The sequence below is a fragment of the Herbiconiux sp. UC225_62 genome (assembly GCF_042694625.1).
GTDB lineage: Bacteria > Actinomycetota > Actinomycetes > Actinomycetales > Microbacteriaceae > Herbiconiux.
Map to the genome: position 1 here is coordinate 4,241,608 of NZ_CP170551.1, position 26,141 is coordinate 4,267,748.

General features: G+C 69.3%; 27 protein-coding genes and 1 tRNA gene. 10 read left to right on the forward strand and 18 right to left on the reverse strand.

Annotation, left to right across the window (positions count from 1 at the left end; genetic code table 11):
* The first annotated feature begins 80 nt into the window (after positions 1–80).
* Positions 81–374, forward strand: coding sequence for an acylphosphatase (locus ACFJGU_RS20655; protein ID WP_382306201.1), 294 nt, complete (start codon positions 81–83; stop codon positions 372–374).
* Between the two features lie 53 nt (positions 375–427).
* The gene (locus ACFJGU_RS20660; RefSeq protein WP_382306203.1) at positions 428–1,438 is read left to right on the forward strand and encodes an alpha/beta fold hydrolase; all 1,011 of its coding nucleotides are present in this window, start codon (positions 428–430) and stop codon (positions 1,436–1,438) included.
* Here ACFJGU_RS20660 and ppk2 read toward each other — a convergent pair.
* The 4 genes from ppk2 to ACFJGU_RS20680 all read right to left on the reverse strand — a co-directional run bounded on the left by ppk2 (position 1,375) and on the right by ACFJGU_RS20680 (position 6,623).
* The gene (gene ppk2 / locus ACFJGU_RS20665) at positions 1,375–2,319 is read right to left on the reverse strand and encodes a polyphosphate kinase 2 (RefSeq protein WP_382306205.1); all 945 of its coding nucleotides are present in this window, start codon (positions 2,317–2,319) and stop codon (positions 1,375–1,377) included. The two genes, ACFJGU_RS20660 and ppk2, sit on opposite strands and share 64 nt — an antisense overlap.
* 304 nt (positions 2,320–2,623) lie before the next feature.
* On the reverse strand, positions 2,624–5,659 hold the full coding sequence (locus ACFJGU_RS20670) for an AAA family ATPase (RefSeq protein WP_382306207.1): 3,036 nt from the start codon (positions 5,657–5,659) through the stop codon (positions 2,624–2,626).
* A gap of 2 nt (positions 5,660–5,661) precedes the next feature.
* A complete protein-coding gene (locus ACFJGU_RS20675; protein WP_382306209.1) occupies positions 5,662–5,844 on the reverse strand; it encodes a hypothetical protein in 183 nt (60 codons plus the stop codon).
* A 188-nt stretch (positions 5,845–6,032) separates the two neighbouring features.
* The gene (locus ACFJGU_RS20680; RefSeq protein ID WP_382306211.1) at positions 6,033–6,623 is read right to left on the reverse strand and encodes a PadR family transcriptional regulator; all 591 of its coding nucleotides are present in this window, start codon (positions 6,621–6,623) and stop codon (positions 6,033–6,035) included.
* Between the two features lie 124 nt (positions 6,624–6,747).
* Here ACFJGU_RS20680 and ACFJGU_RS20685 point away from each other — a divergent pair, with 124 nt between their 5' ends.
* The gene (locus ACFJGU_RS20685) at positions 6,748–7,704 is read left to right on the forward strand and encodes a Dyp-type peroxidase (RefSeq protein WP_382306212.1); all 957 of its coding nucleotides are present in this window, start codon (positions 6,748–6,750) and stop codon (positions 7,702–7,704) included.
* On the opposite strand, the gene ACFJGU_RS20690 is transcribed toward ACFJGU_RS20685, so the two are convergent.
* The gene (locus tag ACFJGU_RS20690) at positions 7,690–9,084 is read right to left on the reverse strand and encodes an NtaA/DmoA family FMN-dependent monooxygenase (RefSeq protein ID WP_382306214.1); all 1,395 of its coding nucleotides are present in this window, start codon (positions 9,082–9,084) and stop codon (positions 7,690–7,692) included. The two genes, ACFJGU_RS20685 and ACFJGU_RS20690, sit on opposite strands and share 15 nt — an antisense overlap.
* Before the next feature lie 54 nt (positions 9,085–9,138).
* Between ACFJGU_RS20690 and ACFJGU_RS20695 the strand changes: the two genes are divergently transcribed.
* Positions 9,139–9,723 (forward strand): helix-turn-helix domain-containing protein, encoded by a 585-nt coding sequence (locus ACFJGU_RS20695; protein ID WP_382306216.1) that lies wholly within the window; start codon positions 9,139–9,141, stop codon positions 9,721–9,723.
* Between the two features lie 86 nt (positions 9,724–9,809).
* Here the strand turns inward: ACFJGU_RS20695 and ACFJGU_RS20700 are convergent, their stop codons facing one another.
* Positions 9,810–11,021, reverse strand: a complete 1,212-nt coding sequence (locus ACFJGU_RS20700) for an ROK family protein (protein WP_382306218.1) — start codon at positions 11,019–11,021, stop codon at positions 9,810–9,812.
* A 165-nt stretch (positions 11,022–11,186) separates the two neighbouring features.
* Here ACFJGU_RS20700 and ACFJGU_RS20705 point away from each other — a divergent pair, with 165 nt between their 5' ends.
* The 4 genes from ACFJGU_RS20705 to ACFJGU_RS20720 all read left to right on the forward strand — a co-directional run bounded on the left by ACFJGU_RS20705 (position 11,187) and on the right by ACFJGU_RS20720 (position 14,318).
* Positions 11,187–11,642, forward strand: coding sequence for a hypothetical protein (locus ACFJGU_RS20705; protein WP_382306220.1), 456 nt, complete (start codon positions 11,187–11,189; stop codon positions 11,640–11,642).
* 13 nt (positions 11,643–11,655) lie between these two features.
* The gene (locus ACFJGU_RS20710) at positions 11,656–12,213 is read left to right on the forward strand and encodes an alpha/beta fold hydrolase (protein WP_382306222.1); all 558 of its coding nucleotides are present in this window, start codon (positions 11,656–11,658) and stop codon (positions 12,211–12,213) included.
* 182 nt (positions 12,214–12,395) lie between these two features.
* The gene (locus ACFJGU_RS20715) at positions 12,396–13,028 is read left to right on the forward strand and encodes an SDR family NAD(P)-dependent oxidoreductase (protein WP_382306223.1); all 633 of its coding nucleotides are present in this window, start codon (positions 12,396–12,398) and stop codon (positions 13,026–13,028) included.
* Between the two features lie 120 nt (positions 13,029–13,148).
* Positions 13,149–14,318: a low temperature requirement protein A gene (locus ACFJGU_RS20720; RefSeq protein ID WP_382306224.1), complete on the forward strand. Its 1,170-nt coding sequence runs from the start codon at positions 13,149–13,151 to the stop codon at positions 14,316–14,318.
* On the opposite strand, the gene ACFJGU_RS20725 is transcribed toward ACFJGU_RS20720, so the two are convergent.
* The 7 genes from ACFJGU_RS20725 to ACFJGU_RS20755 form a co-directional block, all read right to left on the reverse strand.
* Entirely contained in the window at positions 14,269–14,694 is a 426-nt protein-coding gene (locus ACFJGU_RS20725; RefSeq protein ID WP_382306226.1) for a DUF1801 domain-containing protein, read from the reverse strand. The genes ACFJGU_RS20720 and ACFJGU_RS20725 overlap by 50 nt on opposite strands.
* Positions 14,695–14,719: 25 nt before the next feature.
* Positions 14,720–14,792: transfer RNA gene (locus ACFJGU_RS20730), tRNA-Ala, on the reverse strand.
* Positions 14,793–14,905: 113 nt separating this feature from the next.
* Positions 14,906–15,277, reverse strand: coding sequence for a ribosome silencing factor (rsfS, locus tag ACFJGU_RS20735; protein WP_382306228.1), 372 nt, complete (start codon positions 15,275–15,277; stop codon positions 14,906–14,908).
* A gap of 34 nt (positions 15,278–15,311) precedes the next feature.
* Positions 15,312–16,442: a hypothetical protein gene (locus ACFJGU_RS20740; protein WP_382306230.1), complete on the reverse strand. Its 1,131-nt coding sequence runs from the start codon at positions 16,440–16,442 to the stop codon at positions 15,312–15,314.
* Positions 16,439–17,071: a nicotinate-nucleotide adenylyltransferase gene (nadD, locus tag ACFJGU_RS20745; protein ID WP_382306232.1), complete on the reverse strand. Its 633-nt coding sequence runs from the start codon at positions 17,069–17,071 to the stop codon at positions 16,439–16,441. The genes ACFJGU_RS20740 and nadD overlap by 4 nt, the downstream gene beginning before the upstream one ends.
* Before the next feature lie 9 nt (positions 17,072–17,080).
* Positions 17,081–17,308 (reverse strand): hypothetical protein, encoded by a 228-nt coding sequence (locus tag ACFJGU_RS20750; RefSeq protein ID WP_382306234.1) that lies wholly within the window; start codon positions 17,306–17,308, stop codon positions 17,081–17,083.
* A gap of 45 nt (positions 17,309–17,353) precedes the next feature.
* Positions 17,354–18,634: a glutamate-5-semialdehyde dehydrogenase gene (locus ACFJGU_RS20755; RefSeq protein ID WP_382306236.1), complete on the reverse strand. Its 1,281-nt coding sequence runs from the start codon at positions 18,632–18,634 to the stop codon at positions 17,354–17,356.
* Between the two features lie 51 nt (positions 18,635–18,685).
* Here ACFJGU_RS20755 and ACFJGU_RS20760 point away from each other — a divergent pair, with 51 nt between their 5' ends.
* Positions 18,686–19,591, forward strand: coding sequence for an EamA family transporter (locus ACFJGU_RS20760; RefSeq protein WP_382306238.1), 906 nt, complete (start codon positions 18,686–18,688; stop codon positions 19,589–19,591).
* Positions 19,592–19,664: 73 nt separating this feature from the next.
* Here the strand turns inward: ACFJGU_RS20760 and proB are convergent, their stop codons facing one another.
* From proB to rplU, 4 genes are all read right to left on the reverse strand, one after another.
* Positions 19,665–20,459: a glutamate 5-kinase gene (proB, locus tag ACFJGU_RS20765; protein WP_382306240.1), complete on the reverse strand. Its 795-nt coding sequence runs from the start codon at positions 20,457–20,459 to the stop codon at positions 19,665–19,667.
* Positions 20,456–21,964: a GTPase ObgE gene (gene obgE / locus ACFJGU_RS20770; RefSeq protein ID WP_382306242.1), complete on the reverse strand. Its 1,509-nt coding sequence runs from the start codon at positions 21,962–21,964 to the stop codon at positions 20,456–20,458. Before obgE ends, proB begins: the two co-directional genes overlap by 4 nt.
* A 99-nt stretch (positions 21,965–22,063) precedes the next feature.
* Entirely contained in the window at positions 22,064–22,321 is a 258-nt protein-coding gene (gene rpmA / locus ACFJGU_RS20775; protein ID WP_382306244.1) for a 50S ribosomal protein L27, read from the reverse strand.
* Between the two features lie 12 nt (positions 22,322–22,333).
* A complete protein-coding gene (rplU, locus tag ACFJGU_RS20780) occupies positions 22,334–22,642 on the reverse strand; it encodes a 50S ribosomal protein L21 (RefSeq protein ID WP_092553951.1) in 309 nt (102 codons plus the stop codon).
* A 156-nt stretch (positions 22,643–22,798) separates the two neighbouring features.
* Here rplU and ACFJGU_RS20785 point away from each other — a divergent pair, with 156 nt between their 5' ends.
* A complete protein-coding gene (locus tag ACFJGU_RS20785; protein WP_382306246.1) occupies positions 22,799–23,071 on the forward strand; it encodes a DUF4031 domain-containing protein in 273 nt (90 codons plus the stop codon).
* A gap of 80 nt (positions 23,072–23,151) precedes the next feature.
* Here the strand turns inward: ACFJGU_RS20785 and ACFJGU_RS20790 are convergent, their stop codons facing one another.
* Positions 23,152–25,884, reverse strand: coding sequence for an Rne/Rng family ribonuclease (locus ACFJGU_RS20790; RefSeq protein WP_382306248.1), 2,733 nt, complete (start codon positions 25,882–25,884; stop codon positions 23,152–23,154).
* Between the last annotated feature and the right edge of the window lie 257 nt (positions 25,885–26,141).

Consider the following 26,141-nt stretch of genomic DNA (forward strand, 5'->3'; position numbering starts at 1 on the left):
GTCTGCTCCGCGCGGCAGGCGCGCCCACGGAACGAGGTCGTCTTTCGAGGGTAGTCGCTCTCGCGTGGCAGGATTTCAGCATGGTGCGTCGACGCGTGGTGGTTCGAGGCTCGGTCCAGGGAGTCGGGTACCGCTGGGCGGCCCGCGACCGGGCCACCGCGCTCGGGGTGAGCGGGTTCGTGCAGAACCGGCCGGACGGGTCGGTGTTCGCCGAGGTCGACGGGGAACCGGGAGCCGTCGACGCGATGGTGGAATGGATGCGCTCAGGGCCGCCCGGCGCCCGGGTCACGGCGCTCGAAACCTCCGACATCGAGTCGGACGGCGCTCCGGATGCGCTCGGTGACGAGTCGATGGGCTTCGCCATCCGCCGCTGAACCGACTGCCGGGTCTGCCCCATCCACGGGAGCGACCGCTCCGAACACCGTCTATGAGCACACCCGTACGCTCTCGCTGTTCCGCCGCGCCCACGGCCGACCCGCGCGACTCCCGATCCGATCCCTACGCCCCCTTCCCGCTCCGCACCGACCCGGCGCAGAGCGGCCTCATCACCCGCCAGGTGACCACCCGGCTCGGCGCCCTCCTGGTGCGTACGAGCCCCGCTCGTACCGGGACCACGGCGACCGTGCTGCTGCACGGGGCCGCCGGCTCCTGGTCGACCTGGACCCCGCTGCTCGAGTCCGCTCGCGCACGAGGCGACGCGCCGGCCGATCTCGTGCTCATCGACTTGCCCGGGTGGGGTGAGGCGCCGCTCCCCGACCGGCCGCTGCGCAACGGCCGCGACTCGCGCACGATCGACGCCTACGCCCGCGCCGTGACGGATGCGGTCAGGGCGCTCGGCTACCTCGAGTGGAACCTGATCGGGCACTCGCTCGGCGGCTTCGTGGCCCTGCACCTCGCCTCGATCGAACCCGTGCGCACGCGGTCGGTGGGTCTGGTCTCGCCGACGACGTTCTCCGTGATGGAAGCGGCGGCGCATCCGCTCCGCCGCTTCGGCACGCTCCCCGCGTTCTCGGCGCTGCTGGCCGTCATGACGGTGTTCGCGCCACTCGGCCGCGCCGCGGCGGTGCTGCTCAGCGGATTCAACCGCATACGGTTGCTGCGCGCCGTCGTGTCACCGCTGTTCGCGCATCCGTCGCTCGTACCCGGATCGGTCGTCGACGCCCTGGCGGCCGAGGTCCGACCCCAGGCGTTCGTGATCGCCGCGCGCCAGGCCGGAGACTACGACGCCGAAGAGAACTGGCGGCGAATCACCTGCCCGGTCCGCTCGGTTCGCGGCGAGCACGACGTGTTCGTGACCTCGTGCGACCACCGGATGCTCGCCGAGACCATCCCCCAGGCCACGACAGTGGTACTCGCCGCGGCCGGGCACTTCGGTCACATCGAGGCGCCCGGTGCCGTGCTCGACGCGCTGGCCGACTCCTTCTCGCCGCTCTCGTAGACCCGCTCCGCCGATCCGACGATCAGCGGATCGGGCGCACCCACGATCTCGGCGTCGCGCTCGGCATACGGGAAGAGGCTCAGCACGTGGCGCATCGCCTCGAGGCGGGCGCGCTTCTTGTCGTTGCTCTTCACCACGGTCCAGGGCGCGAGGTCGGTGTCGGTGGCGGCGAACATCGTCTCCTTGGCCACCGTGTAGGAGTCCCACTTGTCGAGCGACGCGATGTCCATCGGGCTGAGCTTCCACTGCCGCACCGGGTCGACCTGACGGATGGCGAAGCGGGTGAGCTGCTCGCTCTTGGAGACCGAGAACCAGAACTTCACCACGTCGATGCCGTCCTGCACGAGCATCCGCTCGAACGAGGGGGCCTGCTGCAGGAACTCCTCGTACTGCGTGTCGGTGCAGAATCCCATCACGCGCTCGACGCCCGAACGGTTGTACCAGGAGCGGTCGAACATCACCATCTCGCCCGCGGCCGGGAAGTGCTGCACGTAACGCTGGAAATACCACTGGGTGCTCTCGCGCTCGGTGGGCTTCTCGAGCGCCACCACGCGGGCGCCGCGCGGGTTGAGGTGTTCGGTGAACCGCTTGATGGTGCCGCCCTTGCCCGCGGCGTCGCGGCCCTCGAACACGATGACGAGGCGCCGGCCTTCGAGCTTGATCCAGTTCTGGAGCTTCAGCAGCTCGATCTGGAGCAGGCGCTTCGTGGACTCGTACTCCTCGCGGTCCATTCGCTCGTCGTAGGGATAGCCCTCGCGCCAGGTGTCGACGACGGCGCCGTGCCGGTCGATCAGCACCGGATCGTCGTCGTCGGTGTCCACCACGACGTAGCCGAGCATGTCGTTGAGGTCGAGCTGGGCGGTCGTGGCGTCGTCGGCCATCGGTTCTCCTTCACGCGCTTGCGCTCGGGAGTATCGCGCAGTTCGCGAACCGACGGCCGACGCCGAGGTGAACGGATGCTTAACGCGGGCGGGTGGGGATCTGGTGGTAGCCGTCGCGGGTGAGTCCGCGGGCGGCGGCGACGACGCCCCAGAGGGCGAGTGAGCCGAGTGCGATGCTGAAGACGATCATGATGTCCTGCCTCCGGTGAGTGGGTGTGACTACACACTGCTCGCTGAGGCCGGGCGGGCTCATCCGGCGAATGCCCTATCTTCACCGGGTGCCGGGCGCGCCTTCTAAGACGGACTAGGCGTCGCTCTTGACGGCTTCGATCGGCTCGAAACTGCGCGCGAGGTAGGCGGCCTCGGTGCGGGAGGAGGTGTTCGTCTTGCGCAGGATGTTCGACACGTGCACGCTCGCCGTCTTCGCGCTGATGAACAGCTGCTCGGCGATCTGGCGGTTGCTGAGACCCTGGGCGATCAGCGCGAGTACCTGGCGCTCGCGCTCCGTGAGGTCGTCTTCGACCGTGCGCACGGCGGGCGGGGCGATCGCGTCGCCGGTTGTGGCACCCGCCCCGCTGTCGCGGCCGCCGGCGATGCGCACCAGGCCGACCCGGCGCTCCAGATCGTCGACCAGGTCGACGATGAGACCCATGTCGATGCGCTCGGCCGCGAGGCGTGCCTCGTTCGCGCGGAGCCGGGCGCCTGCACGGTCACCGCCGGCGGCCAGGGCCTCGGCATGACGATAGCGGGCATAGGGCTCCAGCTGCGCGGGGGCGATCGGCGCACCCGCCGCGTCCACGGCGGCCGCCCACAGGGCGCAATCGCTGCCCGCGCGCTCGGGGCCGCCCAATTCGGCCTCGAACAGAGCCACATAGGCCTGGGCCGTGGGCCAGCCGGCCACCTGGGCGAGGATGTCGCGGAGGCGGCGCTCGATCTCGTCGAGGCCGCCGTCGGCGTCGCTGCCGGTGCCCGGTCGCCGGTCTCCGGACGTGGCTCCGTCGTCGCCGATCCGCAGATCGACACCGGATGCGCGAGCGCAGCCCAGCACACGCGCCGAGATCGCGAGCAAGGGCAGGTCGTGGGCCGGGAAGATGCGGTGCTCCGGCGCCAGGATGACGCTCACCTCACGCCAGGCTTCTGCCACGTTGCCGCGGGCCAACGCGATCTCGCCCGCCACGGCACCGAGACCGAGGCGCGACTGCGCGTCGATGCGCAGCTGCAGACTCAACGGGGCTCGCCAGCCGCGCAGCAGTTTCTCGGCGAGGGCGGTGTCGCCCGACCAGAGCGTGGCCTGCAGCTTCATCCGCTGCAGGTGCGCGCTGAAACCGATCGGAGGGTCGAGTTCGAGCGCCCGGTCGAGCATCTCGTTGGCCCGGCGCGACTCGCCGAGCGAGAACAGCGGGGCGATGACGTTGAGCATCAGCATCGCGCCGGAGGTGCGTTCCACGCCGCGCTGACGGGCACGCTCGGCCCCGGCCTCGGCGATGCGGATCGCCTCGTCGAACCGGCCGAGCAGGCTCATGGCATCGGATTCGTTGACCCAGTAGCGGAGTCGGGCCGACTCGTTGCCCTCGGCGAGCTCGCCGGCGAGCGCCAGGTCGGCGAGGCCGGCGTCGATCTCGCCGAGCGACAGACGCGAGATGCCCCGGATGTTCGCGGCCACCGACATCCGGGGTCGGGAACCGACCTCCTCCGCTTCGGCGTAGGCCGAATCGGCCGTGGCCACCGCTTCGTCGAAGAGCGCCTCGAGCATGAGCCGGGCGGAGAGCTCGCCCAGCACGTTGGCACGGAGCACGCTGCGGGGCCGGCCCTCGAGCACGGTGAGCGCCTCCCGCAGCAGCTCGATGGAGCCGGTGTGCCCGATGTTGGCGAGGAACGACGCCTTGTCGCGCAACAACTTGGCGTAGATGTCGGCGTCGGACGGCGACGAGGCTCCGATGGCCTCGTCGATCAGGGCGATCGCCCGTTCGCTCTCGCCCGCGTTGCGGAGGATGTAGCTCGTCTCGGCGAGCAGCTCGACCCGGGTGCGGTCGGCCAGCGTCTCGGCGTCGGGCACCTGTTCCCAGAGCTCGATCGCACGCTCCCCCATCCGTGCCGCCGTCGAATTGGCGAAGGATGCGCGGGCTTGCGCCATCGCCGTGAGCGAGGCGGTGAAGGCGGCACGCACGTTGTGCGCCGCCATCCAGTGATAGGAGATGGCGGTCGAGTCGACGCTCGGCGCACCCTGTCGGTCTTCGAGGGCCTGCGCGTAGCAGGTGTGGAAGCGCATCCGCTCGCCCGGCAGCAATTCGTCGTGGATGGCCTCGCGCACGAGGGCGTGCCGGAAGGAATAGGCCGTGTCGTCGACCACCAGCACCCGCGCCGTGACGGCCTCGCGCGCCGCGTCGTCGATGGACTCTGGCGTGGCATCGCTCACGTCGGCCAGGAGTTCGTGCTCCACCCGCACGCCGCCGGCCGCGATCAGCCGCAGGATGCGCTGCGTGGGCTCGCTGAGGGTCTCGTAGCGGGCCAGCAGGATGTCGCGCAGGGTGTCGGGGAAGCTCTCGACGGTCTCGAAATCGCAGCCCAGGATCTCCTCGATGAAGAAGGGCACCCCGTCGGTGCGCTGGAACACGATGCCCAGGTCGTAGGCGTCGAGCGGCGTGCCGAGGAGCGCCGTCGACAGCTGACGCACCTGGCGGCGGTTCAGCCGTGGCAGCTCGAGGCGCGAGACCCGGCGATTGCGGTCGAGTTCGGGCAGCCAGGCGCGCAACGGATGCCCGCGGCCCAGCTCGTCGCTCCGGAAGGTGAGCACGAACAGGATGCGCGACTCCTCCACCACCCGCAGGAGGAAGCGGAGGAGACCGAGCGTGGCCTGATCGGCCCAGTGCAGGTCTTCGATGACGAGCACGAGCGGGCGCGTGCGCGCCACGTTCTCGAGCACGGTGGCCACCGCGTCGTAGAGCCGGTCGGGGCCACCGCGCCGTTGGGCCTCCGGCACGTCGGCCTCGCCCAGTTCGGGCAGCAGGATGGCCAGCGCATCACGCGAGAGGCTCGCGGCGGAGCCCGTGGCCTCGAGCACGGCGGCTTCGCCGATCTCGGTCACGAGCGCTCTCAAGGGAGCGACGATCGGCGCGTAGGGCGGTGCGTCACGATCGAGGTCGATGCACTGCCCCCGCAGCACGATGGTGTCGGCCGGGACGTGGCTCAGGAACTCTGCGACGAGGCGGGTCTTGCCGATTCCGGCCTCGCCACTGACGACGACCGTGCGAGTCGACCCCGCCCTGCTCTCCCGCACCGCGGTGCGTAAGGAGTCGAGGTCGTTCTCGCGGCCGATGAGCAAGGGGCTCGTCGTCTGCATACCTACATCGTGCCACCGGCCACCGACATCCGTCGAAGCCAGCGGGTGAGCCGCTTGGGCACGCTTGGCGCCGGAACCTGCTGCTCGATCCGCTCCGCGACGACCCGCCGGAACTCCAGTTCCCGCGCGAGCTCCTCCTCGTGAGCCTGGTTGAGCCAGCTGAACGAATACTCGGTGATCGACATGATGTCCTCCGTGGGGTTTCTCGATGGTTCGAGATTCCTCTCTAAGGCGCAGGCCCGACATCGGGACAATGCCCTATTCCCGTCCTGAGGTGCTTAGTCGGCTACCGAGGCGACCCATCGCACCGAATGCCCGTTAAAGCCGAACGTCCACCCCCGGAGGGATGGACGTCGGACGGAACGGGCCGGGACTAGTCGGCGAGGATGAGGTAGAGGGCCCGTCGAGCCTCGTCGACCTTCTCGGTGGCCTGGGCGCGCTGCTCATCGGTCGCGGCGAAGCGGAACTGCTGCACCACGCCCATCAGCTTCGCGACCGCGGCGTGGAACTCCGCGTCGGCGGCCGACTGGCCGGGGGTGGCCTCCCACGCCTTGGTGAGCTCCTCCTGGTGCTCGGCCACGTAGGCCTTACCTGCGTCCGTCAACTCGAACTCGGTGCGACGACCGTCTCCGGTCGACACGATGAGCTCCTCGTCGACGAGCTGCTGGAGGGTGGGGTAGATCGAGCCGGGGCTCGGGCGCCACACTCCCCCGGTCTTCTCGGCGATCGCCTTGATCAGGCCGTAGCCGTTCGAGGGTGCCTCGGAGAGGAGGGAGAGGATGGCGGAGCGCACGTCGCCGCGGCTCGCACGCTGCGGACCGCGAGGACCGAAGCCGGGGCCGAAGCCGCCGAATCCGGGGCCGCCGGGGCCGAAGCCCCGACCGCCGCGGCCTCCGTGACCGTGGGGTCCGCGCTGCCAGCCGTGATGTTCGTGAAGGGGTTGTGTGGTGTGAATGCCTCGCATGGGATGCATCCTTTCTGTCAGAGTCTGTGTCGCGAGTGTTACGCGATGTGTTAAAGATATATCGCTAATCAGGATGAGTCAAGTTACCGATACATCGTTCACAGCGAACGCCTAGAATCGCTGCATGCACGAAGATGCCTGGGACCGCACCCCCATCGAGCCGCAGAGCGTCAACGCTCCCCTGTCCACGTCGGCGATCTTCCTGACGGTCACCATCGGCGAGGGGCAGGATGTCGCCGACCGTGTTCGCGACGTGGTCTCCGACATCGGCGGGCTGGTGCGCGCCGTCGGCTTCCGCGACCTGAACGGCCATCTCTCCTGCAACGTCGGCATCGGCTCCGACGCGTGGGACCGCTTCGGGCACCCTTCTCGCCCCGCCCAGCTGCGCCCGTTCTTCGAGGTGCGCGGTCCCGTGCACACTGCTGTGGCGACGCCGGGTGACCTGCTGTTCCACATCCGCGCCGAACGCGCCGACCTCGCGTTCGAGCTGGAACGCCTGTTGCTGGGAAAGCTCGGCGACGACGTCACCGTGGTCGACGAGGTGCAGGGCTTCCGCTACTTCGACTCGCGCGACCTGCTCGGCTTCGTCGACGGCACCGAGAACCCCACCGGCTCCTCGATGGCGTACTGGTCGCTGGTGGGCGAAGAAGACGAGGAGTTCGCCGGCGGCAGCTATGTGGTGGTGCAGAAGTATCTGCACGACCTCGATGCCTGGGGCGCGCTGAGCACCGAAGACCAGGAACGGATCATCGGTCGCACCAAGGCCGACAACGTCGAGCTCGACGAAGGACCTCACGACCGCAAGTCGCACAAGTCGCTCAACACCATCGTCGACGCGAACGGGCAGGAACACGACATCCTGCGCGACAACATGCCCTTCGGGCGTCCCGGTGAAGGAGAGTTCGGAACCTACTTCATCGGCTACGCCCGCGAGCTCTGGGTGATCGAGCAGATGCTGCGGCGCATGTTCGTCGGCGACCCGGTCGGATCGTACGACCGCATCCTCGACTTCTCGCGCGCGGTCACCGGCTCGACCTTCTTCATCCCCTCCGCCGACCTGCTCGAGTCACTCGGCGACTGAGGCGACGGTCGCACGCCCGGCACGGAAGGCGTGGCCGCGGTGCGTCGCCGGCAGGTGCGCGTCGCCATCAGGGAAGAAGCGCTCCCGCAGCGTGGCACCCTCGTACTCGGTGCGGGCCAGACCGCGGCGACGGAGCTCGGGCAGCAGCAGCTCGATGAAGTCGTCGTAGGTGTCGGGCGTCATGTGCGGTTGGATGAGGAACCCGTCGGCGTCGGTCTGCGCCACGAACTCCTCCACCTGGTCGACCACCTCGGCGGGACTCCCCACGAAGACGCTGCCGTTGATGCCCGTGCGCCGGAAGTTCTCCAGGATGTCGCGCACCAGCGGCGCCGGTTTGCCGTCGCGGCCGAGGTAGCGCTCGAGATTCGACTGCCCCATCTCGGTCTTCGACTGGGCGATCGGCTTGTCGGGATCGAGCGCGAGAAGATCCACGCCCGTGTTGCCGGCGTAGATCGCCGCCGCCCCCTCGGGCGTCGACATCGCGAGCATCTCGGCGTGCTTGGCCCACGCCTCCTCGCTGGTGGGAGCGGTGATGAACAGGGCGCCCACCACGATCTTGATCGCGTCGGCCGGGCGACCAGCCGCCACCGCGCTCTCGCGGATGCCGGCGATGTTGCGCGCCACGGTCTCGGGCTCCCCGCCGCCCACGAACACGGCCTCGGCGTTGCGCCCGGCGAACGCCCGACCGCGGCCCGAGGCTCCGGCCTGCACCAGCAGCGGAGTGCGCTGCGGCGACGGCGGCAGGTTCAGGATGCCGTCGGTGCGGAAGTAGGGACCCTCGTGATGCACCATGTGCACCTTCTCCGGGTCGGCGTAGACACCGGACTCCTTGTCGCGCACCAGCGCGTCGTCCTCCCACGACCCTTCCCAGAGGGTCAGGTTCACGTCGACGTAGTCGTCGGCCATGTCGTAGCGGAGGTCGTGGGCGATGAGCTCCTTGCCCATCAGCGCCGCGGCCGTGGCGCCCGACGAACCGGTGACGATGTTCCAGCCGATCCGCCCGTCGGTGAAATGGTCGAGCGTCGCGAAGCGGCGGGCGTTCGCCGCCGGCGGCTCCACCGTTGTGGAGGTGGTGAGGATGAAGCCGAGCTTCTCCGTGACGGCGGCGACAGCACTGATGAGCGGCATCGGGTCGCCGTGCGGGATGCCGCGCCCTTCGCGGACCGCGGCGGGCAGCAGCTCGCCGTCGAGTGCCGGGAAGCCGTAGCTGTCGGCGAGGAAGAGGAAGTCGAAGCGCGCGTCCTCGAACTTCTTCGCCAGCGCGGTCCAGTGCGAGAGCTTGGTGAAGTCGGCGGAGGTGTCGCGCGGATGCTGCCAGGCCGAGCCGACCGTGCCGTTCGGACCGATGTACTGGAAGATCCCGAGAATGAGGGGGTTCATGAGATATTTATGTCATAAATATCTTTCCAGCAGATTTCGGGAGGTTTCGTGGTTGTGAAATCCACGCGCTCGACGGCGCCGCTCGACGACGAGGCGGTCGCCATGGGTGGGCGCATCCGGGGCCTGCGTCGGGAACGCGGGATGACGCTCGTTCAGCTGGCGGGTCTCGTGGAGATGTCGCAGCCGTTCCTCAGCCTTGTCGAGCGCGGGCACGCGCGGTTGAGCCTCGCCTCGATGGCCAAGTTGGCCGGCGCGCTCGGCGTGCCGTCGGGAGCCTTGCTCGCGACGCCGCCGTCCGATCGACGCACAGCCGGCGGCGTCGACGTGGTGCACGCGACCGCACGGCCGGCCACCGGCAACCGCGCCGTGTGGCAGCTCGCGCAGCTTCCGCGAGGGCTGTTCGGCATCGAGATGGTCGGCGTGGAGCGCGCATTCACCGAGTTCGCCACCCACGAGGAGGACGAGTTCCTGTACCTGCTCGGCGGAACGCTCGAGGTCGGCCTGGTGGACGGCACCGTGAACACCCTGCGCCCGGGCGACTCGCTCGCCGTCGCGGCAGGAGTCGCGCACGGCTGGCGCGCCGTCGGCCCGCGCGGTTTCCGGGTGGTGATCGTCACCTCGGGAACACCCTCGCACTGAGCGGCTGATGAGTTCCTACGGATTTGAGGAGCACCGACCCGCTAAAGGGCAGCGGTCGCGCTCAGATCGGTAGTAACTCATCACACTCAGAAGCCGACGGCCTCCGAAACCGCCAGGGCGTCGATTCGCTCGGGCGAGAGAACGTGCTCGATCGCGAGCACGCCTGCCCCGATCAGGCCCGCATCCGCGGCCGCCCGGGACTGCACGATGGAGAGGTGCTCCGTCGCGAGCGGCATCGAGCGCGCGTACACGACCTCGCGCGCTCCCGCGATCAAGTGCTCCCCGGCCTGCGCCATCGACCCGCCGATCGCGATGACCGAGGGGTTGATGAGGCTGACGCAGGCTGCGAGGACTTCACCGATGTCGCGGCCGGCCTGGCGTACCGCCTGGATGGCTTGCACGTCGCCCGCCCGTACGCGCGCGATCACGTCGGCGCCGTTCGGGCTGTCGAGACCCGCGCGGCGCAGGGTCTCGGCGATCGCCGGCCCCGACGCGACAGCCTCGAGGCATCCCCGGTTGCCGCACCGGCACGGCGTGTCGGCGCCGTGCGGCACCTGCACGTGCCCGATGTCGCCCGCGATGCCCTGCGCTCCCCGCTGCAGCACGCCGCTCGAGATCACGCCCGAACCGATGCCGGTTGCCACCTTCACGAAGAGGAAGTGCTGCACTCCCGGCCAGGCGTATGCCACCTCGCCGAGCGCCATCAGGTTCACGTCGTTGTCGACCAGCACGGGGACGTCGATCCGGTCGCGCAGACGGCCCGGCACGTCGACGCCGTCCCACCCCGGCATGATCGGAGGATTGGTGGGCCGGCCCGAGACGTGCTCGACGGGCCCCGGGAGGCCGATGCCGATCGCCGCCAGGTCGCCCAGGTCGTGACCGGCCGAGTGCAGGAGCTCCCGCCCCGAATCGGCGAGCCAGCCCAGCACCCGATCCGGCCCGTCGGTGATGTCGATGGGATCGCTGTGGCGTGCCTGGATGGTGCCACTGAGGTCGCTGATGCCGATGGTGGCGTGGGTCGCGCCGAGGTCGGCCGCGAGCACGACCCTGGCCGTGGGATTGAAGGCGAAGCGCGACGACGGACGGCCGCCGGTGGAGATCGCGTCGCCGACGGGAGCGATGAGGCCCAGCGCGAGCAGTCCGTCGATGCGCGAGGCGATCGTGGACCGGGCGAGACCGGTCTGCGCGGCCAGCTCGGCGCGGGTGCGGGGCCGGCCGTCACGGAGGAGCTGGAAGAGTCCGCTCGCGCCGCTCGCCGGCGCGGCAGCGGCACTCTGGCCGCCGAACACTCCACTCATGCGGCCCAGTAAACCACAGCGCCGACACCGAACCTCCCCCGAAACGTAACGAACGGGCCACTTTTGTCGAAAGGCCTGCAAAAGGCGCGTCCCTGATGTCATAATCCTTGTCGTAGGCGACGATGCCATCGTGCGACGTCGCGACCGACGACGCAGGAGGCACGAATGCAGCACGAGCTCGAGCTCAACGCCTGGGTGTGGAATGCTCCCCGATCGGCGCGCGACGTGCGCCGGGTCACCGAACTCGCCGAGGCCGTCGGCTTCCGCAGCGAGTCCATCGGCGCCGACACCGGCTCCGATTTCGTGGTGCGGATCATCGCCGTGGAATCCTCGAACGGCATCGCGGCCACGACCACGCCGCGCACCACCGTCACCGTGAGCGAGAACGAGGTCCCGCTCGAATCCGGTGCGTTCTACGACAACATCGCCACAGCGGTCGGCCGCACCATCGCCCGGACGGATGTGCGCCCCGGCGCGCCGACCACCAACATCCAGATCGACAGCGCCCAGTTCGTGGTGAGAGCCCCCAGTTCGTCGAGGGCGCTCGACGCCGTGCTCGGCCGGGTGGGCACGGGCCACCTCGATCTCCGGTCGACCACTCCCGAACTCATGGCCGTGTGAGCCGAGCCTCGCCGTGACCACCGCCCGCAACGTCGTCCTCGTGCACGGAGCGTACGCCGACGGCTCGTCCTGGGCCGACGTCGTCCCGATCCTGCAGTCCGCCGGCTTGACGGTCACCGCCGTGCAGAATCCGCTCACCTCCCTCGCCGACGATGTGGCGGCCACCCGTCGCGCCCTCGCGCTGAACGAGGGGCCGACCGTGCTGGCGGGCCACTCCTGGGCCGGCACCGTGATCAGCGAGGCCGGCGCCGACGACCGCGTGTCCGCACTCGTGTACATCGCTGCGCGGGCTCCGGATGCCGGCGAGGACTACGCGGCCCTGGCTGGCCGGTTCCCGACGCCGCCCGCATCGGCCGGGCTCGTGCACGCCGGCGGGTTCGCCCGGCTCTCCGAAACCGCCTTCCTGGAGGACTTCGCCAACGGTGTCGACCGCGATCGGGCCCGGGTGCTCTACGCCGTGCAGGGCGCGATCTCCGACACCCTCTTCGCCTCGCGCACCACGGTCGCGGCCTGGCGCACCCGCCCCCACCTATTACTCCGTCTCCCGCCACGATCGCACCACCGCCCCTGACCTCGAGCGCTTCCTGGCCGAACGGATGGCCGCCGAGACGATCGAACTCGACAGCGGCCACCTCGCGATGGTGACGCACCCGCAGGACGTCGCCGACCTCATCCTCGCCGCCGCCCGCTGACGCCCCGGAAGCAGCCGCCGAACCCTGGATGCCGCTCGCCTGCGTCGCTAAAGTAGCGCGCATGAAGGAGACGTCGAAGGAGCGGATCGCCCTGATCACAGGAGGCTCGCGCGGGTTGGGTCGTGCAGCCGCCCTCGCCCTGGCCGATGCCGGCACCGACGCGGTGGTGACGTTCCACTCGAACGCGGATGCCGCGGCATCCGTCGTCGCCGAGATCGAGTCGCGGGGCCGTCGCGCCGTCGCTCTCGAACTCGACACGACGGCGGTCGACACCTTCCCGGCCTTCGCCGAACGCCTGGCGAGTGCGCTGAGCGCGACCTGGGGACGGGATTCGTTCGATGCCCTCGTGAACAACGCGGGCTACGCGGGCTCGACGCCGTTCGGCGCGATCGAGAAGGCCGAGATCGACCGGATCGTGGCGGTGCACTTCACCGGGGTCGTTCTGCTCACGCAACAACTCGCCCCGATGCTGGCCGACGGCGGGCGCATCCTCAACATCTCCACGGGACTGGTGCGCATTCCGTCGAACCCGGCGATGTCGGTGTACGCCGCGGTGAAGGCGGCGATCGAGACGTGGACGCTCTACCTGGCCAAGCAACTCGGGGAGCGCAGGATCGCCGTGAACGTGCTCGACCCCCGGATGGAGTGGGTCACGGGGCAGCGGATCGAGGCATCCGGTGGCCAGCGCCTCTGAGCGGCTCGCGCCGGACTCGGCCTGACGATGCCGGAGCAGAGCGGGCACGCCGTCCGGTCGCGGTTCGGTCTTCGTCGGATGATCGGACGCGACGGGCGAGACGGGCGAGACGGACACCGGATGGCGAGTCCGCTGGAACTGCTGTTCGACCTCGTCTTCGTGGTCGCGGTGTCGCAGGCGTCCCAGAACCTGTACGTGCTGCTCGCGGAGGGGCGGGTGGCCGAAGCGGTGACGTCGTATGCGGTGGTCTTCTTCGCCGTGTGGTGGGCGTGGATGAATTTCACCTGGTTCGCCTCGGCCTTCGACAACGACGACTGGCTGTACCGGCTCTTGACCGTGGTGCAGATGGGCGGAGTCCTCGTGCTCGCGAGCGGTGTCCAGTCGGCGATGCTGCACGGCGACGCCGTCATCGCGGTGTGGGGATACGTGATCATGCGGTTCGCCATGGTGGGCCAATGGTCGAGGGCGTTCGCCTCCGACCCGGCGACGCGGGCGATCTCCTCCCGGTACGCGATCGGGATCACGGCGATCCAGCTCCTCTGGATCGCCCGGGTGTACCTGCTCGACGAGCGCTGGCAACTCTGGAGCTTCTTCGTGCTGGCGGCCTGCGAGGTCCTGGTCCCGGTCTGGGCCGAGCGGCGTTCGGCCACCCGGCCGAACCCGCATCACATCGCCGATCGCTACGGATTGTTCACCCTCATCCTGCTCGGTGAGAGCATCCTCGCGTCTGCCACCGCCGTCATCCGGGCGCTGCAGAGCGGCGAGCACACGCCCGAGCTCCTCGCCTTGGCGGTCGCGGGCCTGATCGTGGTCGCGGGGATGTGGTGGGCGTACTTCGCCTTTCCGAACGCCCGCCGCCTGACCTCGGCGAGAGCGTCGTTCCTCTTCGGCTACGGGCATTTCGTGGTATTCGCGGCAGCGGGAGCGGCATCCGCAGGCTTCGAGGTCGCCATCGACGGCGTCGTCGGCAGCCCTCTCCTCAGTCCTGCCGCGGTCGGACTGACCCTGTCGCTGCCGATCGCGATCTTCTTCGCGGGCGTGTGGGCTCTCCTGCTCCGCGGGGCGCTGTCGGTTCCGTCGTCGGCGATCCTGCTGGCGTCGTCCGTCGCGATCGCGGCCGCCGGCGCGCTGCAGTCGTTCGGCGTCGTGGTGACCCTCGTCGTGATCGTCGCCGCGACACTGGGCATCGTCGTGATGCTCGAGGTCGACGCGACGCGACGTTCCCGGCGAGGTCCGACGATCACCCCTGCGGGTAGGTCTTCTCCACCAGAGAGATCGACTGCTCGATGAGGGTGGTGAGGACACCGAGATCGATGTCGTCGAGGCGCTTCACGTAGACGCAGGCCTTCGTGGCGCGGTGCTTGCCGAGGCGCGCCATCGTGTCGGCATCAAGCGCTCCGGGTGCCGTGTAGATCACCAGCTCGGGTCGGCGGGGGCTGAAGGCGGCGAGCGGGGCGTCGCCCTCCCGGCCGCTGACATAACGGTAGTGGTAGCTGCCGAACCCGACGATACTCGGACCCCACATCCGCGGCTGCCGGCCGGTGATGCGCGCCATCAGCTCGATCAGGATGCGACTGTCGGCGCGAACCAGCTCGCTCGGCTGCCCTGCGATGAAGTCGTCGACGCTGGCGTCGGTCCAGTCGGTGGTGTTCGCGCTCCGGCTCATGGGAGACAATGTAGTCGTTCTTCGGTGGACCCGAGGGGATTCGAACCCCTGACCCCCTGCATGCCATGCAGGTGCGCTACCAGCTGCGCCACGGGCCCAATCTGTGTTGCCACATCTTGGGTGTCGCTTCCGGTATTCCCCGGAAACAACTTGTCTAGATTACTACATGCCGAGCCCACTCGGGAACCACGAGCGGTTCCGGATGCGCGGACTACGCATCCGCTGCCGTCACCTGGAGGGGCACCACGGGGCAGTCCTTCCAGAGGCGCTCCAGCGAGTAGTACATGCGGTCTTCCTCGTGGAAGACGTGCACGACCAGGTCGCCGAAGTCGAGGAGGATCCAGCGCCCCTCCGACCAGCCTTCGCGCCGGATGACCTTGCTGCCGGCCTCGGCGAGACGGTCGGTGATCTCCTCGGCGATGGCGACGACGTTGCGCTCGTTGCGACCGGAGGCCAGGAGGAAGACGTCGGCCAGCGGCAGCGGCCCGGAGACGTCGAGGGCGACGAGGTCGGCGGCCTGCTTGGAGTCGGCCGCCGAGGCGGCGAGCTGAGCGAGTTCGATCGAGTGGGTTGAAGCAGTCACGAAGACTTTCTGTTCGGTGAGGGCAGGCCGCAGCCTAGAAGACCCGGAAGACGAAGACGGCGAGCAGCAGGCTGACGACGCCGACGGCGAGGACGCCCGCCGTGATGGCGAGCACGACGGGGGCGTTGGCGCGCGCCCGCTTGGGAGGGGCGATGAGCGAGGTCGACGAGGTGTTCGTCGAGATCGCACGGCTCGCGCTCACGGGCGCGACGTCGGAACCGCCGGTCTCGCCTTCGGAGCGCTCGAGCAGGGTGTCGAGGTCGTTCGACTCGAGACCGGACGCCGGAGCGCCGGTGGACCCGAAACTGGCCGGCAGGTCGATCGAGCCGGTGATGATGACCTCACCCGTCTCATCGAGCGCCGTGCCGACGTCGCCGGAACCCGGCACGTTCGGCAGCACGAGGGCGCTCGTGGTGGAGATCGAGTTGGTGGCCGCGTTGTTGCGCAACGAGATCAGGTCGTCGAAGGAGGAGGGGAGCTCCTCGCTCGACGCCGGGGTGCGATCGGCCGGCTTCTGGAACATCGGGGCGAGGTCCGGCTCGGCCGCAGCGGCCTGACGTTCCTGGGCCTCGACGTGCGCGGCCGCCTCGGCGGTCGGGTCGACGGTCGCGGCGATCGGCACGTCGATCACCATCTCCTCGATCACGGTCTCGCCCGTGTCGGAGGTCTCGGTGACGATCTCGGCGTGCTGCGCCTCGTCGTCGTCTCCTTCGTCGGCGAACTGCATGTCGTTCTCGGACGACGGCACGATCACCGGCTCCGACATCGGCACGACGTCGATGATCGGCTGCGCGACGGTCGCGGGCTCCGTGTCATCCTGCGGGTCGTCGTCGGAGTGGACGATCTCGGGGATGATGGTGTCTTCCACGATCTCGGTGTCGGGGTCCTCACCCTGCGCGGCGGTCTCGGCCGGAACGGCGGAGACGGGCTCGGGCGTGCTCTCGGCAGGCTGGTCACGCACCTCGCGGCGCGACGGCGCACCGTCGGCGGCGACGACGCCCGCGGCAGCGGCCTCCGCGGCCTCGCGCTCGGCCTGGGCCTTGCGCGCTGCCTCGGCTTCTTCAGCGGCCTTGGCGTCGGCCTCGCGCTCCTTGCGCGGTTTCTGACGCTCCAGCTCGCGTAGCTGCCGCCGTGTCAGCGGCTGCTCATCGTGGGACGAACTCATTCAACACTCCGATATAGATGGTGCTTGGTGATGTACTGAACGACACCGTCGGGTACCAAGTACCACACCGGAAAACCCCGGCCAACCCGGCCGCGACAGTCAGTGGACGATATCGCAAGCGCCGGAACTTCCAAATAGCTTACGTCCTGGCGCGGTAAAGACGAAATGGCGAAGGTGTGACCGGGCCGTGAAACCGCCACGAAATGGGCGAGTCGCCACAGTTCGTCGACGTCTTTCCAGTTGAGGATCTGCGCGATCGCGTCGGCTCCCGAGATGAAGAAGAGGTCGGCATCCGGATGCGACGCCTGCAGATCGCGCAGGGTGTCGATCGTGTAGGTCACACCGCCGCGATCGATGTCGACGCGGCTGACGGTGAACCGGGGGTTCGACGCGGTGGCGATGACGGTCATGAGGTAACGGTGCTCGGCGGGCGTCACCGGCGACTTGTGCCACGGCTTGCCGGTGGGCACGAACACCACCTCGTCGAGGTCGAAGGAGGTCGCGACCTCGCTCGCGGCCACGAGGTGACCGTGGTGGATCGGGTCGAAGGTGCCGCCCATCACGCCGATACGGCGCCGCCGCTGCTGCTCCGCCGGAGGAGCGTCGGCACGGCGCGAATCGATCGTCATCCGGCGGGTCTAGTGATCCGCGCCCGTGCGGTCGGCGTGCCCGTGGACGTCGTGGGTCTGGGCGAACTTCGCCGACTTGTGCGGGTGACGGTTCGCGACGTCACGGTAGCTCCAGGTGACGAAGGCGAGCGCGGCGAACACCACGGCGGCGATGATGCCGAACACGATGGGAGGGAAGGGCAGCTGGACCGGCTCGTCCACACCGACAGCAGCGAGCACGGTGACCAGTACAGACATCTCTTCTCCCAGGGGGTAGAACGAACGAACGTCTCTACGATACCGCTAACTGCGGAATTGGCCCGAACCACGCACAAGCCACTTGGTGCTCGTCAGCTCCGGCAGCCCCATCGGGCCGCGCGCGTGGAGCTTCTGGGTGGAGATGCCCACCTCCGCACCGAAACCGAATTCTCCGCCGTCGGTGAACCGGGTCGAAGCGTTCACCATCACGACCGCGGAATCGACCTCGTTGAGGAACCGTTCCGCATTGCCGAGGTCGTTCGTGATGATCGACTCGGTGTGGTGGGTCGAGTAGCGACGGATGTGCTCCATCGCCTCGTCGATGTCGCTCACGACCCGCACCGCGAGGTCGAGGCTCATGTACTCGGTCTGCCAGTCCTCCTCGGTGGCGGCGACGGCATCGGGGAACAAGGCGCGCGTGGTCTCGTCGGCGTGGATGACGACGCCCGACTCGGCGAGACGGCGCAGCACCGGGCCGAGGAGGCGCTCCGCGGCATCCTCGTGCACCAGCAAGGTCTCGAGGGCATTGCACACGCTCGGCCGCTGCACCTTCGCGTTGTGCACGATGTCGACGGCCCACTGCTCGTTCGCCGAGGCGTCGAGGAAGACGTGCACCACGCCGGCACCGGTCTCGATGACGGGCACCTTCGACTCGGTCACGACGGTGTCGATCAGCTGCGCGCTCCCCCGCGGGATCAACACGTCGACCGCACCGCGCGCCTGCATCAGCCGCTTGGCACCGTCGCGCCCGAATTCGTCGATGGTCTGCACGGATGCGCCGGGCAGACCCGCCGACTCCAGCGCGCCCTGGATGAGCCCCACGAGCACGCGGTTCGTGTTCTCGGCCGCCGAGCCTCCACGCAGCACCACGGCGTTTCCGCTCTTGATGGCGAGGGCCGCGATGTCGACCGTGACGTTGGGGCGCGCCTCGTAGATGGCGCCGACCACGCCGAACGGCACCCGCACCTGGTCGATGCGCACGCCGTTGGGCAGGCTCCGGCCGCGGACCGTCTCGCCGACGGGATCGACCAGCGCGATGATCTCGCGCACGGCCGAGGCGAGCGAGGCCAGTCGCGCCGCGTCGAGCCGGAGCCGATCCTGCAAGGCGGTGGAGAGGCCGTTCTCGCGGCCGTTGGCCAGATCGAGGTCGTTCGCCGGCACGACCTCCGCGGCGCCGGACTCGATCGCCGCGGCGATCGCCTCCAGGGCACGGTTCTTCTGGTCGGTGTTCGCGGTGGCGAGCACGAGCGATGCGGCGCGGGCCGCGGCCAGCTTCTCGTCGAATCCCGACGCGGTGGCAGTCTCCAGGACGGTAACCTCAGGCATGCCAGAAGTCTACGCGCCGGGCGTGCACCGCCGGCCGGGGAGGGGTGCCGCGTGATCGTCGTCGTGATCCTCAGCGTCGCGTCGAGCCTGTTCTACGGCACCTCCGACTTCCTCGGCGGGGTCGCCGCCCGGCGCCTCGCCGTGCTGCCGGCCACCCTCGTGAACTATCTCTTCGGCACGGCCGTGATCGGCATCGCCCTGGTCTTCGGCGGCTGGTCGTGGAGCACGGAGGCGACGATCTCCGGAGCGGCGGCAGCCCTCTTCGCGGTGGTCGGGTTCATCACCTTCTACGCCGCGATGGCAATCGGGCCGATGAGCCTGCTCTCCCCCGTGGTCGCGCTCATCCAGGCTCTCGTGCCGGTCACGGCGGCGCTCGTGACCGGGCAGGGCCTCAGCCCGCTCGGCTGGGGCGCGGTCGCCCTCGCGGCGGTCGCCACGATCCTCATCTCGCAGCAGCACGTGGATGCCGCGGTGCGGGTCACCCTGCCCGGCGCCGTGCTGGCCGTCGCGTCGGGGGTGCTGCTCGGGGCATCCGTCGTCGCTCTCGACGCCTCGCCGGCCAGCTCGGGCCTCTTGCCGGCGTTCCTGGAGATGGCGGGAGGCGTTGTGGTGCTCGCGGGGTTGGTCGGCGTGCTCCGGCTCCTCCGCCGGGAGATCCCGTGGTTCGCCGCTCAGCCGGAACCGGAGCCGGTGGCCGGCGTGCGACAGCCGCATCCGACCCGCCGAGCCGCCTGGCTCGCCGCCGTGGCCGCCGGCGTGCTGCTCGGGGCCGCGAACGCGTTCCTGATGAGCGCGCTCCACCTCGGCAACCTCGCGGTGGTGTCGGTGCTCTCGGCCCTGTACCCCCTGGCGACCGTGCTCCTGGCCGCGATCGTGCTCCGGGAACGGGTGTCGCGCATCCAGATCCTCGGTGTCGCGCTCGCCATCCTCGCGGCCGTGCTCCTCAGCGTCTCCTGATCCTCAGACTTCTTGCCCCGTCCGGTCCCAAATCCTGGATTTTGGGACCGGACGGGGCAAGAAGGTCGAGGAGTCAGAGAGGGGCGGGCTCGAAGAAGGTGCCGAGATCGGCGCCGGAGAGGGCTTCCGCGACGCGCGGGGTCGCGGTGACCAGGACGGCCGTGCCCGCGGAGGCGGCGAGACGGGCGGCTGAGACCTTCGTGGCCGCTCCCCCGGTGCCGACACCCGAGGAGCTCACGTCACCGAAGGTCACGCCGGCCAGGTCGTCGCCGATCGGGACCTCGGTGATCTTCACGGCGCCCGGCTGCTGCGGTGGACGCGTGTAGAGCGCGTCGACGTCGGAGAGCAGGATGAGCGCATCCGCTCCCACCAATTCCGAGACCATCGCGGCGAGCCGGTCGTTGTCGCCGAAGCGGATCTCGTGGGTTGCCACCGTGTCGTTCTCGTTGACGATGGGCAGGATGCGCAGACCGAGCAGGCGATCGACGGCGCGCTGCGCGTTCGAGCGGTGCGTGGGGTTCTCGAGGTCGCCGGCGGTGAGCAGCACCTGCCCGGCCACGATCCCGTAGCGGTCGAGGCTGTTCTGGTAGCGGAAGATCAGCACGTTCTGGCCGACTGCCGCGGCGGCCTGCTGCGTGGCGAGGTCGTTGGGGCGGGCGTCGAGCTGCAGGAACGGCATCCCCGTCGCGATGGCGCCCGAGGAGACGAGGATGATCTCGGTGCCGCGGGCGTGCGCCGCTGCAAGGGCGTCGACCAGGGGGGCTATCTGCCCGGCGTTCTCGCCGCTGATCGACGAGGAGCCGACCTTCACGACCACGCGGCGGGCATCCGGGATGCCGGCACGCGTGAGCACCGGGCGACGGGTCACAGGTCGTCCTCGTCCGCCCAGAGCCCCGCTTCCTTTTCGCGCACCAGTTCGGCGCGCGCCTCGGCCTTGGCGTCCATCAATTCGAAGTATCCCTCGCGGCGCTGGTTGCTGGTGCGGCGACGCTGGCCTTCGAGGCGCGGGTCGGACCCACGGGGGCTCGTGACCAGTTCGGCCGTGGAGGTGAGCGTGGGCTCCCAGTCGAAGACCACGCCGTTGCCGCGGCCGATGACCACGGCGGAACCGGACACGGCGCCGGCCTTGAACAGCTGGTCTTCGACGCCGAGCTTGGCCAGGCGGTCGGCGAGGAAGCCGACGGCCTCGTCGTTCGTGAAGTCGGTCTGCTGCACCCAGCGCTCCGGCTTCGCACCGATGATGCGGTAGACGTTGCCGTGCGTGCCGCCCTCGACCTTGATGACGAATCCGGCGTCGTCGACGGCGCGGGGGCGGATGACGATCTTCGCGGGCTTGGGATCGGCGGCGGCCTCGATGCGCGCCTCTTCGACCTGCTCCGCCAGCGCGAAGGAGAGCTGACGCAGACCCTCGTGGCTCGCCGTGGAGATCTCGAACACGCGGTAGCCGCGGGCTTCGAGCTCGGGCTTGACGAAATCGGCCAGCTCGCGCGCCTCGGGCACGTCGATCTTGTTGAGAGCGATGAGCTGGGGGCGCTCGAGCAACGGCAGCTGGCCCTCCGGCACCGGATAGGCGGCGAGTTCGGCGAGGATGACGTCGAGGTCGCTGATGGGGTCGCGGCCGGGCTCCAGGGTGGCGCAGTCGAGCACGTGCAGCAGGGCGCTGCACCGCTCCACGTGGCGCAGGAACTCCAGCCCCAGGCCCTTGCCCTCGCTGGCGCCCTCGATGAGGCCGGGGACATCGGCGATGGTGTAGCGCGTGCTGCCGATCTCGACCACGCCGAGGTTCGGATGCAGCGTCGTGAAGGGGTAGTCGGCGATCTTCGGCTTGGCGGCCGACATCGCAGCGACCAGGCTCGACTTGCCGGCGGAGGGGTAGCCCACGAGCGCGACGTCGGCGACTGTCTTGAGTTCGAGGAGGACGTCGCCCTCCCAGCCCTCGGTGCCGAGCAGCGCGAAGCCGGGGGCCTTGCGCTTCGTGGTGGCGAGCGAGGCGTTGCCGAGGCCCCCCTGGCCGCCTTCGGCGACGACGTAGCGCATCCCGGGTTCGGACATGTCGATCAGCTCGTTGCCGTCGCTGTCCTTCACGACCGTGCCGACGGGAACCGCCAGCTCGAGCTCGGCGCCGTTGCCGCCGGCCCGGTGGTCGCCCATACCGGGGCCGCCGTTCTCGGAAGACTGGTGCGGATGCCGGTGGAAGCCGAGCAGCGTCGTGGTCTGCGGATCGCTGACCAGCACGATGTCGCCGCCGTGTCCGCCGTTGCCGCCGTCGGGGCCGGCGAGGGGCTTGAACTTCTCGCGGCGCACGGAAACGCATCCGTTGCCGCCGTGGCCCGCCTTGAGGTGGAGGGTGACGTGGTCGACGAAAGTCACCATTCCGGTTCCCTCACTGCCTGTTCGTTGATTGATGGTGCTGGTGAAACACGACAGGCGGGCCGAAGCCCGCCCGCCTTGACGTGTTGCTGCTCCCGAGGACTACTCGGCTGCGGCGACGATGTTGACGACCTTGCGGCCGCCCTTGGCGCCGAACTCGACCGAGCCCGCCGCGAGAGCGAACAGCGTGTCGTCGCCGCCACGGCCGACGTTCACGCCGGGGTGGAAGTGGGTGCCGCGCTGGCGGACGATGATCTCGCCCGCTCCGACGACCTGGCCACCGAAGCGCTTGACGCCGAGGCGCTGTGCGTTGGAGTCACGACCGTTGCGAGTGGAACTCGCGCCCTTTTTGTGTGCCATTAGCCCTGATCCTTACTTGATTCCGGTGACCTTGACGCGGGTGAGCTCCTGGCGGTGGCCCTGGCGCTTCTTGTACCCGGTCTTGTTCTTGAACTTCTGGATGACGATCTTCGGACCGCGGAGGTCTTCGAGGACCTCGGCCGTGACCTTCACCTTGGCGAGCGACGAGGCGTCGGAGGTGATCTTCTCACCGTCGACGAGCAGCACTGCCGCCAGCTCGATGTTGCCGTCTTTGTCGGCCTTGATCCGGTCCAGGGTGACGATGGTGCCAACCTCGACCTTTTCCTGCCGACCACCGGCGCGCACAACTGCGTAAACCAATTTACGTACCTAACTCTTTGGGGGCCCTCAAAAGCGCAATCTGCGACGCTTGGAAGTCATGGCGTTCAGGAGAGCATTGCTCTACGCACACCAGCGGTCAAGCCTACTCGATCCAGTGATTTCGGTCAAACCGACGCGAGTGGGATACTCGGCTGCGTGACCGTCTTGATCGATCGGCCCATGTGGCCGGCCCATGGAACCATCTGGGGTCATCTGGTGAGCGACGAATCGCTCGACGAACTGCACGCTTTCGCGGCCCGCGCCGGACTCCCGCCGCGCAGCTTCGACCTCGACCACTACGACGTCCCGGCCGACCGCTACGAGGAGCTCGTGGCCGCCGGCGCGGAGGCGGTGAGCTATCGCGACCTCGTGGTGCGCCTGCGCGATTCGGGCCTCCGCGTCCGCGGCAAGGACCGCCCCGCGCACTGACCCACCCGCTCGTCGACCCGTCACTTTTCGTCGCTCCGACGGAGCCATAGCGACGAGAAGTGACGGGTCGATGAGTGCGACTACTCGGCGGGGTCGACGGGGGCCGAGACCGCGGCCGTGGTGACACGGCGGCTGCGCGAGCGGCCCTGGCCGGGCTGCTTGGGCTCGGGGAGGGCGTCGAGTACCGAGTCGAGCAGCTGGGTCGCCTCCTGGGGAGCGACCCGCGGCGGGCGCGCGGCCTTCTTGACCGGGATGTCGAGGATGGCGATCGCGGGCGCGGACTCCGACACCGCCGCAGCGGCCGCCACGGGCTCGACCACGGGCGCAGGAGCGTCCACGTCAGGCCCGGTGGATGCCTCGTACGCGGTCTCGGCCTCACCGTCGGGCTTGCTGTGCCGCGACTTGCGCCGGCGCGAGGAGGAGCTGGCGGCGCGACCCGCGTCGGGAGCCGACTGCGCGGCCGGCGCGTCGCTGCCGGACGGAGCCTCGGAGGCTTCGGTCGGCACTTCCACTGCCGTCTCGGGCACCGGAGCGGCCGTCGGGGCCTCGGTGGAGGCATCCGTCACCGGCTCGCTCGGCTTCTCGGAGGCGTGAGCCGCTGCGATCGTCGAGGCCGCGATCTGGGCCAGCGCGTTCTTGGCGTCGTCGGTGATGGCGTGGGTCACCACACCGCCGTTGCCGTTGCCGTTGCTGTGCGAGGAACCGGTGGTGCCGCCCCCGTTGCCGGAGTTGCCGCCGCGACCGCGACGCCCTCCGCCGGAGTTCTGCTGCTGGCCGCCGCCGTTCCCGCCGTTGCCGTTCCCGTTGCCCGACGAGCGGTGCTTGACCACGGGGTCGTGGTGGATGATGATGCCGCGGCCCGCGCAGACCTCGCAGGGCTCGCTGAACGACTCGATGAGACCGAGGCCCAGCTTCTTGCGGGTCATCTGCACGAGGCCGAGCGAGGTGACCTCGGCCACCTGGTGCTTGGTGCGGTCGCGGCTGAGGCACTCGATCAGGCGCCTGAGCACGAGGTCGCGGTTGGTCTCGAGCACCATGTCGATGAAGTCGACCACGATGATGCCGCCGATGTCGCGCAGACGCAGCTGACGAACGATCTCCTCGGCTGCTTCGAGGTTGTTCTTGGTGACCGTCTCCTCGAGGTTGCCGCCGGAGCCCACGAACTTGCCTGTGTTGACGTCGACGACGGTCATGGCCTCGGTGCGGTCGATCACGAGCGAGCCGCCGGAGGGCAGCCAGACCTTGCGGTCGAGCGCCTTCTCGATCTGCTCGGAGATGCGGTACTCGTCGAACGCGTCGCGCTCGCCCTCGTACTTCTCGACCCGCTCGAGCAGGTCGGGCGCCACGGCGCGCAGGTAGTTCTCGATGGTGGCCTGTGCCTCGTCGCCCGAAATGACGAGCTTGTGGAAGTCCTCGTTGAAGACGTCGCGGACGATCTTGATCAGGAGGTCGGGCTCGGAGTGCAGCAGGTGCGGAGCCTGCTGCTTCTGCACCTGCTCACTGATGTCGGCCCACTGGTTGGTGAGTCGCGTGACGTCGAGCGTCAACTGCTCCTCGGTGGCGCCCTCCGCGGCGGTGCGCACGATCACGCCCACGTTGTCGGGCAGCACCTCCTTGAGGATGCGCTTGAGACGGGCGCGCTCGGTGTCGGGGAGCTTGCGCGAGATGCCGTTCATCGAGCCGTTGGGCACGTACACGAGGTAACGGCCCGGCAGGCTGACCTGGCTGGTGAGGCGGGCGCCCTTGTGGCCGACCGGGTCTTTGGTGACCTGGACGAGCACGGTGTCGCCCGACTTCAGGGCGAGCTCGATGCGGCGGGGCTGCGAGCCCTTGCCCTCGGAGTTCTCGGCAGCGGCATCCCAGTCGACCTCACCGGAGTAGAGCACGGCGTTGCGGCCGCGCCCGATGTCGACGAAGGCGGCCTCCATGCTGGGCAGCACGTTCTGCACGCGGCCGAGATAGACGTTGCCGATGAGCGAGGCGTCCTGCGCCTTCGCGACGTAGTGCTCCACGAGCACGCCGTCTTCGAGCACGCCGATCTGGATCTTGTTGTTCTTGGCGCGTACCACCATCACCCGGTCGACGGCTTCGCGGCGGGCGAGGAACTCGGCCTCCGTGATGACCGGGCGGCGGCGTCCGGCGTCACGACCGTCGCGGCGGCGCTGCTTCTTGGCCTCGAGGCGGGTGGAGCCCTTGACGCGCTGCGGCTCGGTGATGAGCTCGGGCTCGCGGGGCGTGCGCACCTTGACCACGGTGTTCGCCGGGTCGCCTTCTCCCCCGCGGTTCTCCTCGCCGGTGCGGCGGCGCGAACGCCGGCGCACGGTGGAGGAGTCGGTGGGCTGGTCGTCGCGGTCGCGCGGATCGCGATCGCGCGGGTCGCGACCGTCGCGCTCGTTCCGGGGCGGCAGCGGCGGCAGGTCGGGCAGATCCGGAGCCTGGAAGATGAGCGACGTGGTGCTGAGGGCACGCACGGCCGGCTTCTCGGCGGAGGGCGCCTCGACGACGCCGTTCGTCGCCGCGGTGAAGGGCGCGAGACCGGGCTCGTCGTCGTGGGAGTCGTCGATCACAGGGGCCTCCTCGGCCGGAGGCGCGGGGGTCGACACCGCAGGCGCGGTCTCGACGGGCGCAGGCGCGGTCTCGACGGGCGCAGGCGCCTCGATTGCGGGAAGCACAGCGGAGGGATCGGGAACGACGGATGCCTGAGCATCCGCCTTCTTCACCGCTCGGCGTGAGCCGAACAGCCGGGACTTGCGACGCCCCGTTCCCTCTCCGTTGTTCGAACCATTGTCATTGTCTGAAATTTTCTCCACCATCTCTGGTGCACTCCTTGCCAGCCGGAGGCTTTCGCCTGCCGGCAGGTACTCTCACGAGCGAAGTCCGCGTTCGCGAATACTCCGCCAATCTCGTTGACCAATGCGCGGTTTCGCGCTCTATCCGTTCGGGTCTCATGCCGCGCGGCGCGCAGCGGGCCCGATAAGTCTTCTTCAGAAGTTCCACGTCGTTCGTGGACTTCCCACCCGATTATCGCATGCATTCCCAGATTGCTCGCGATTGCCCTGTGCGACAATCG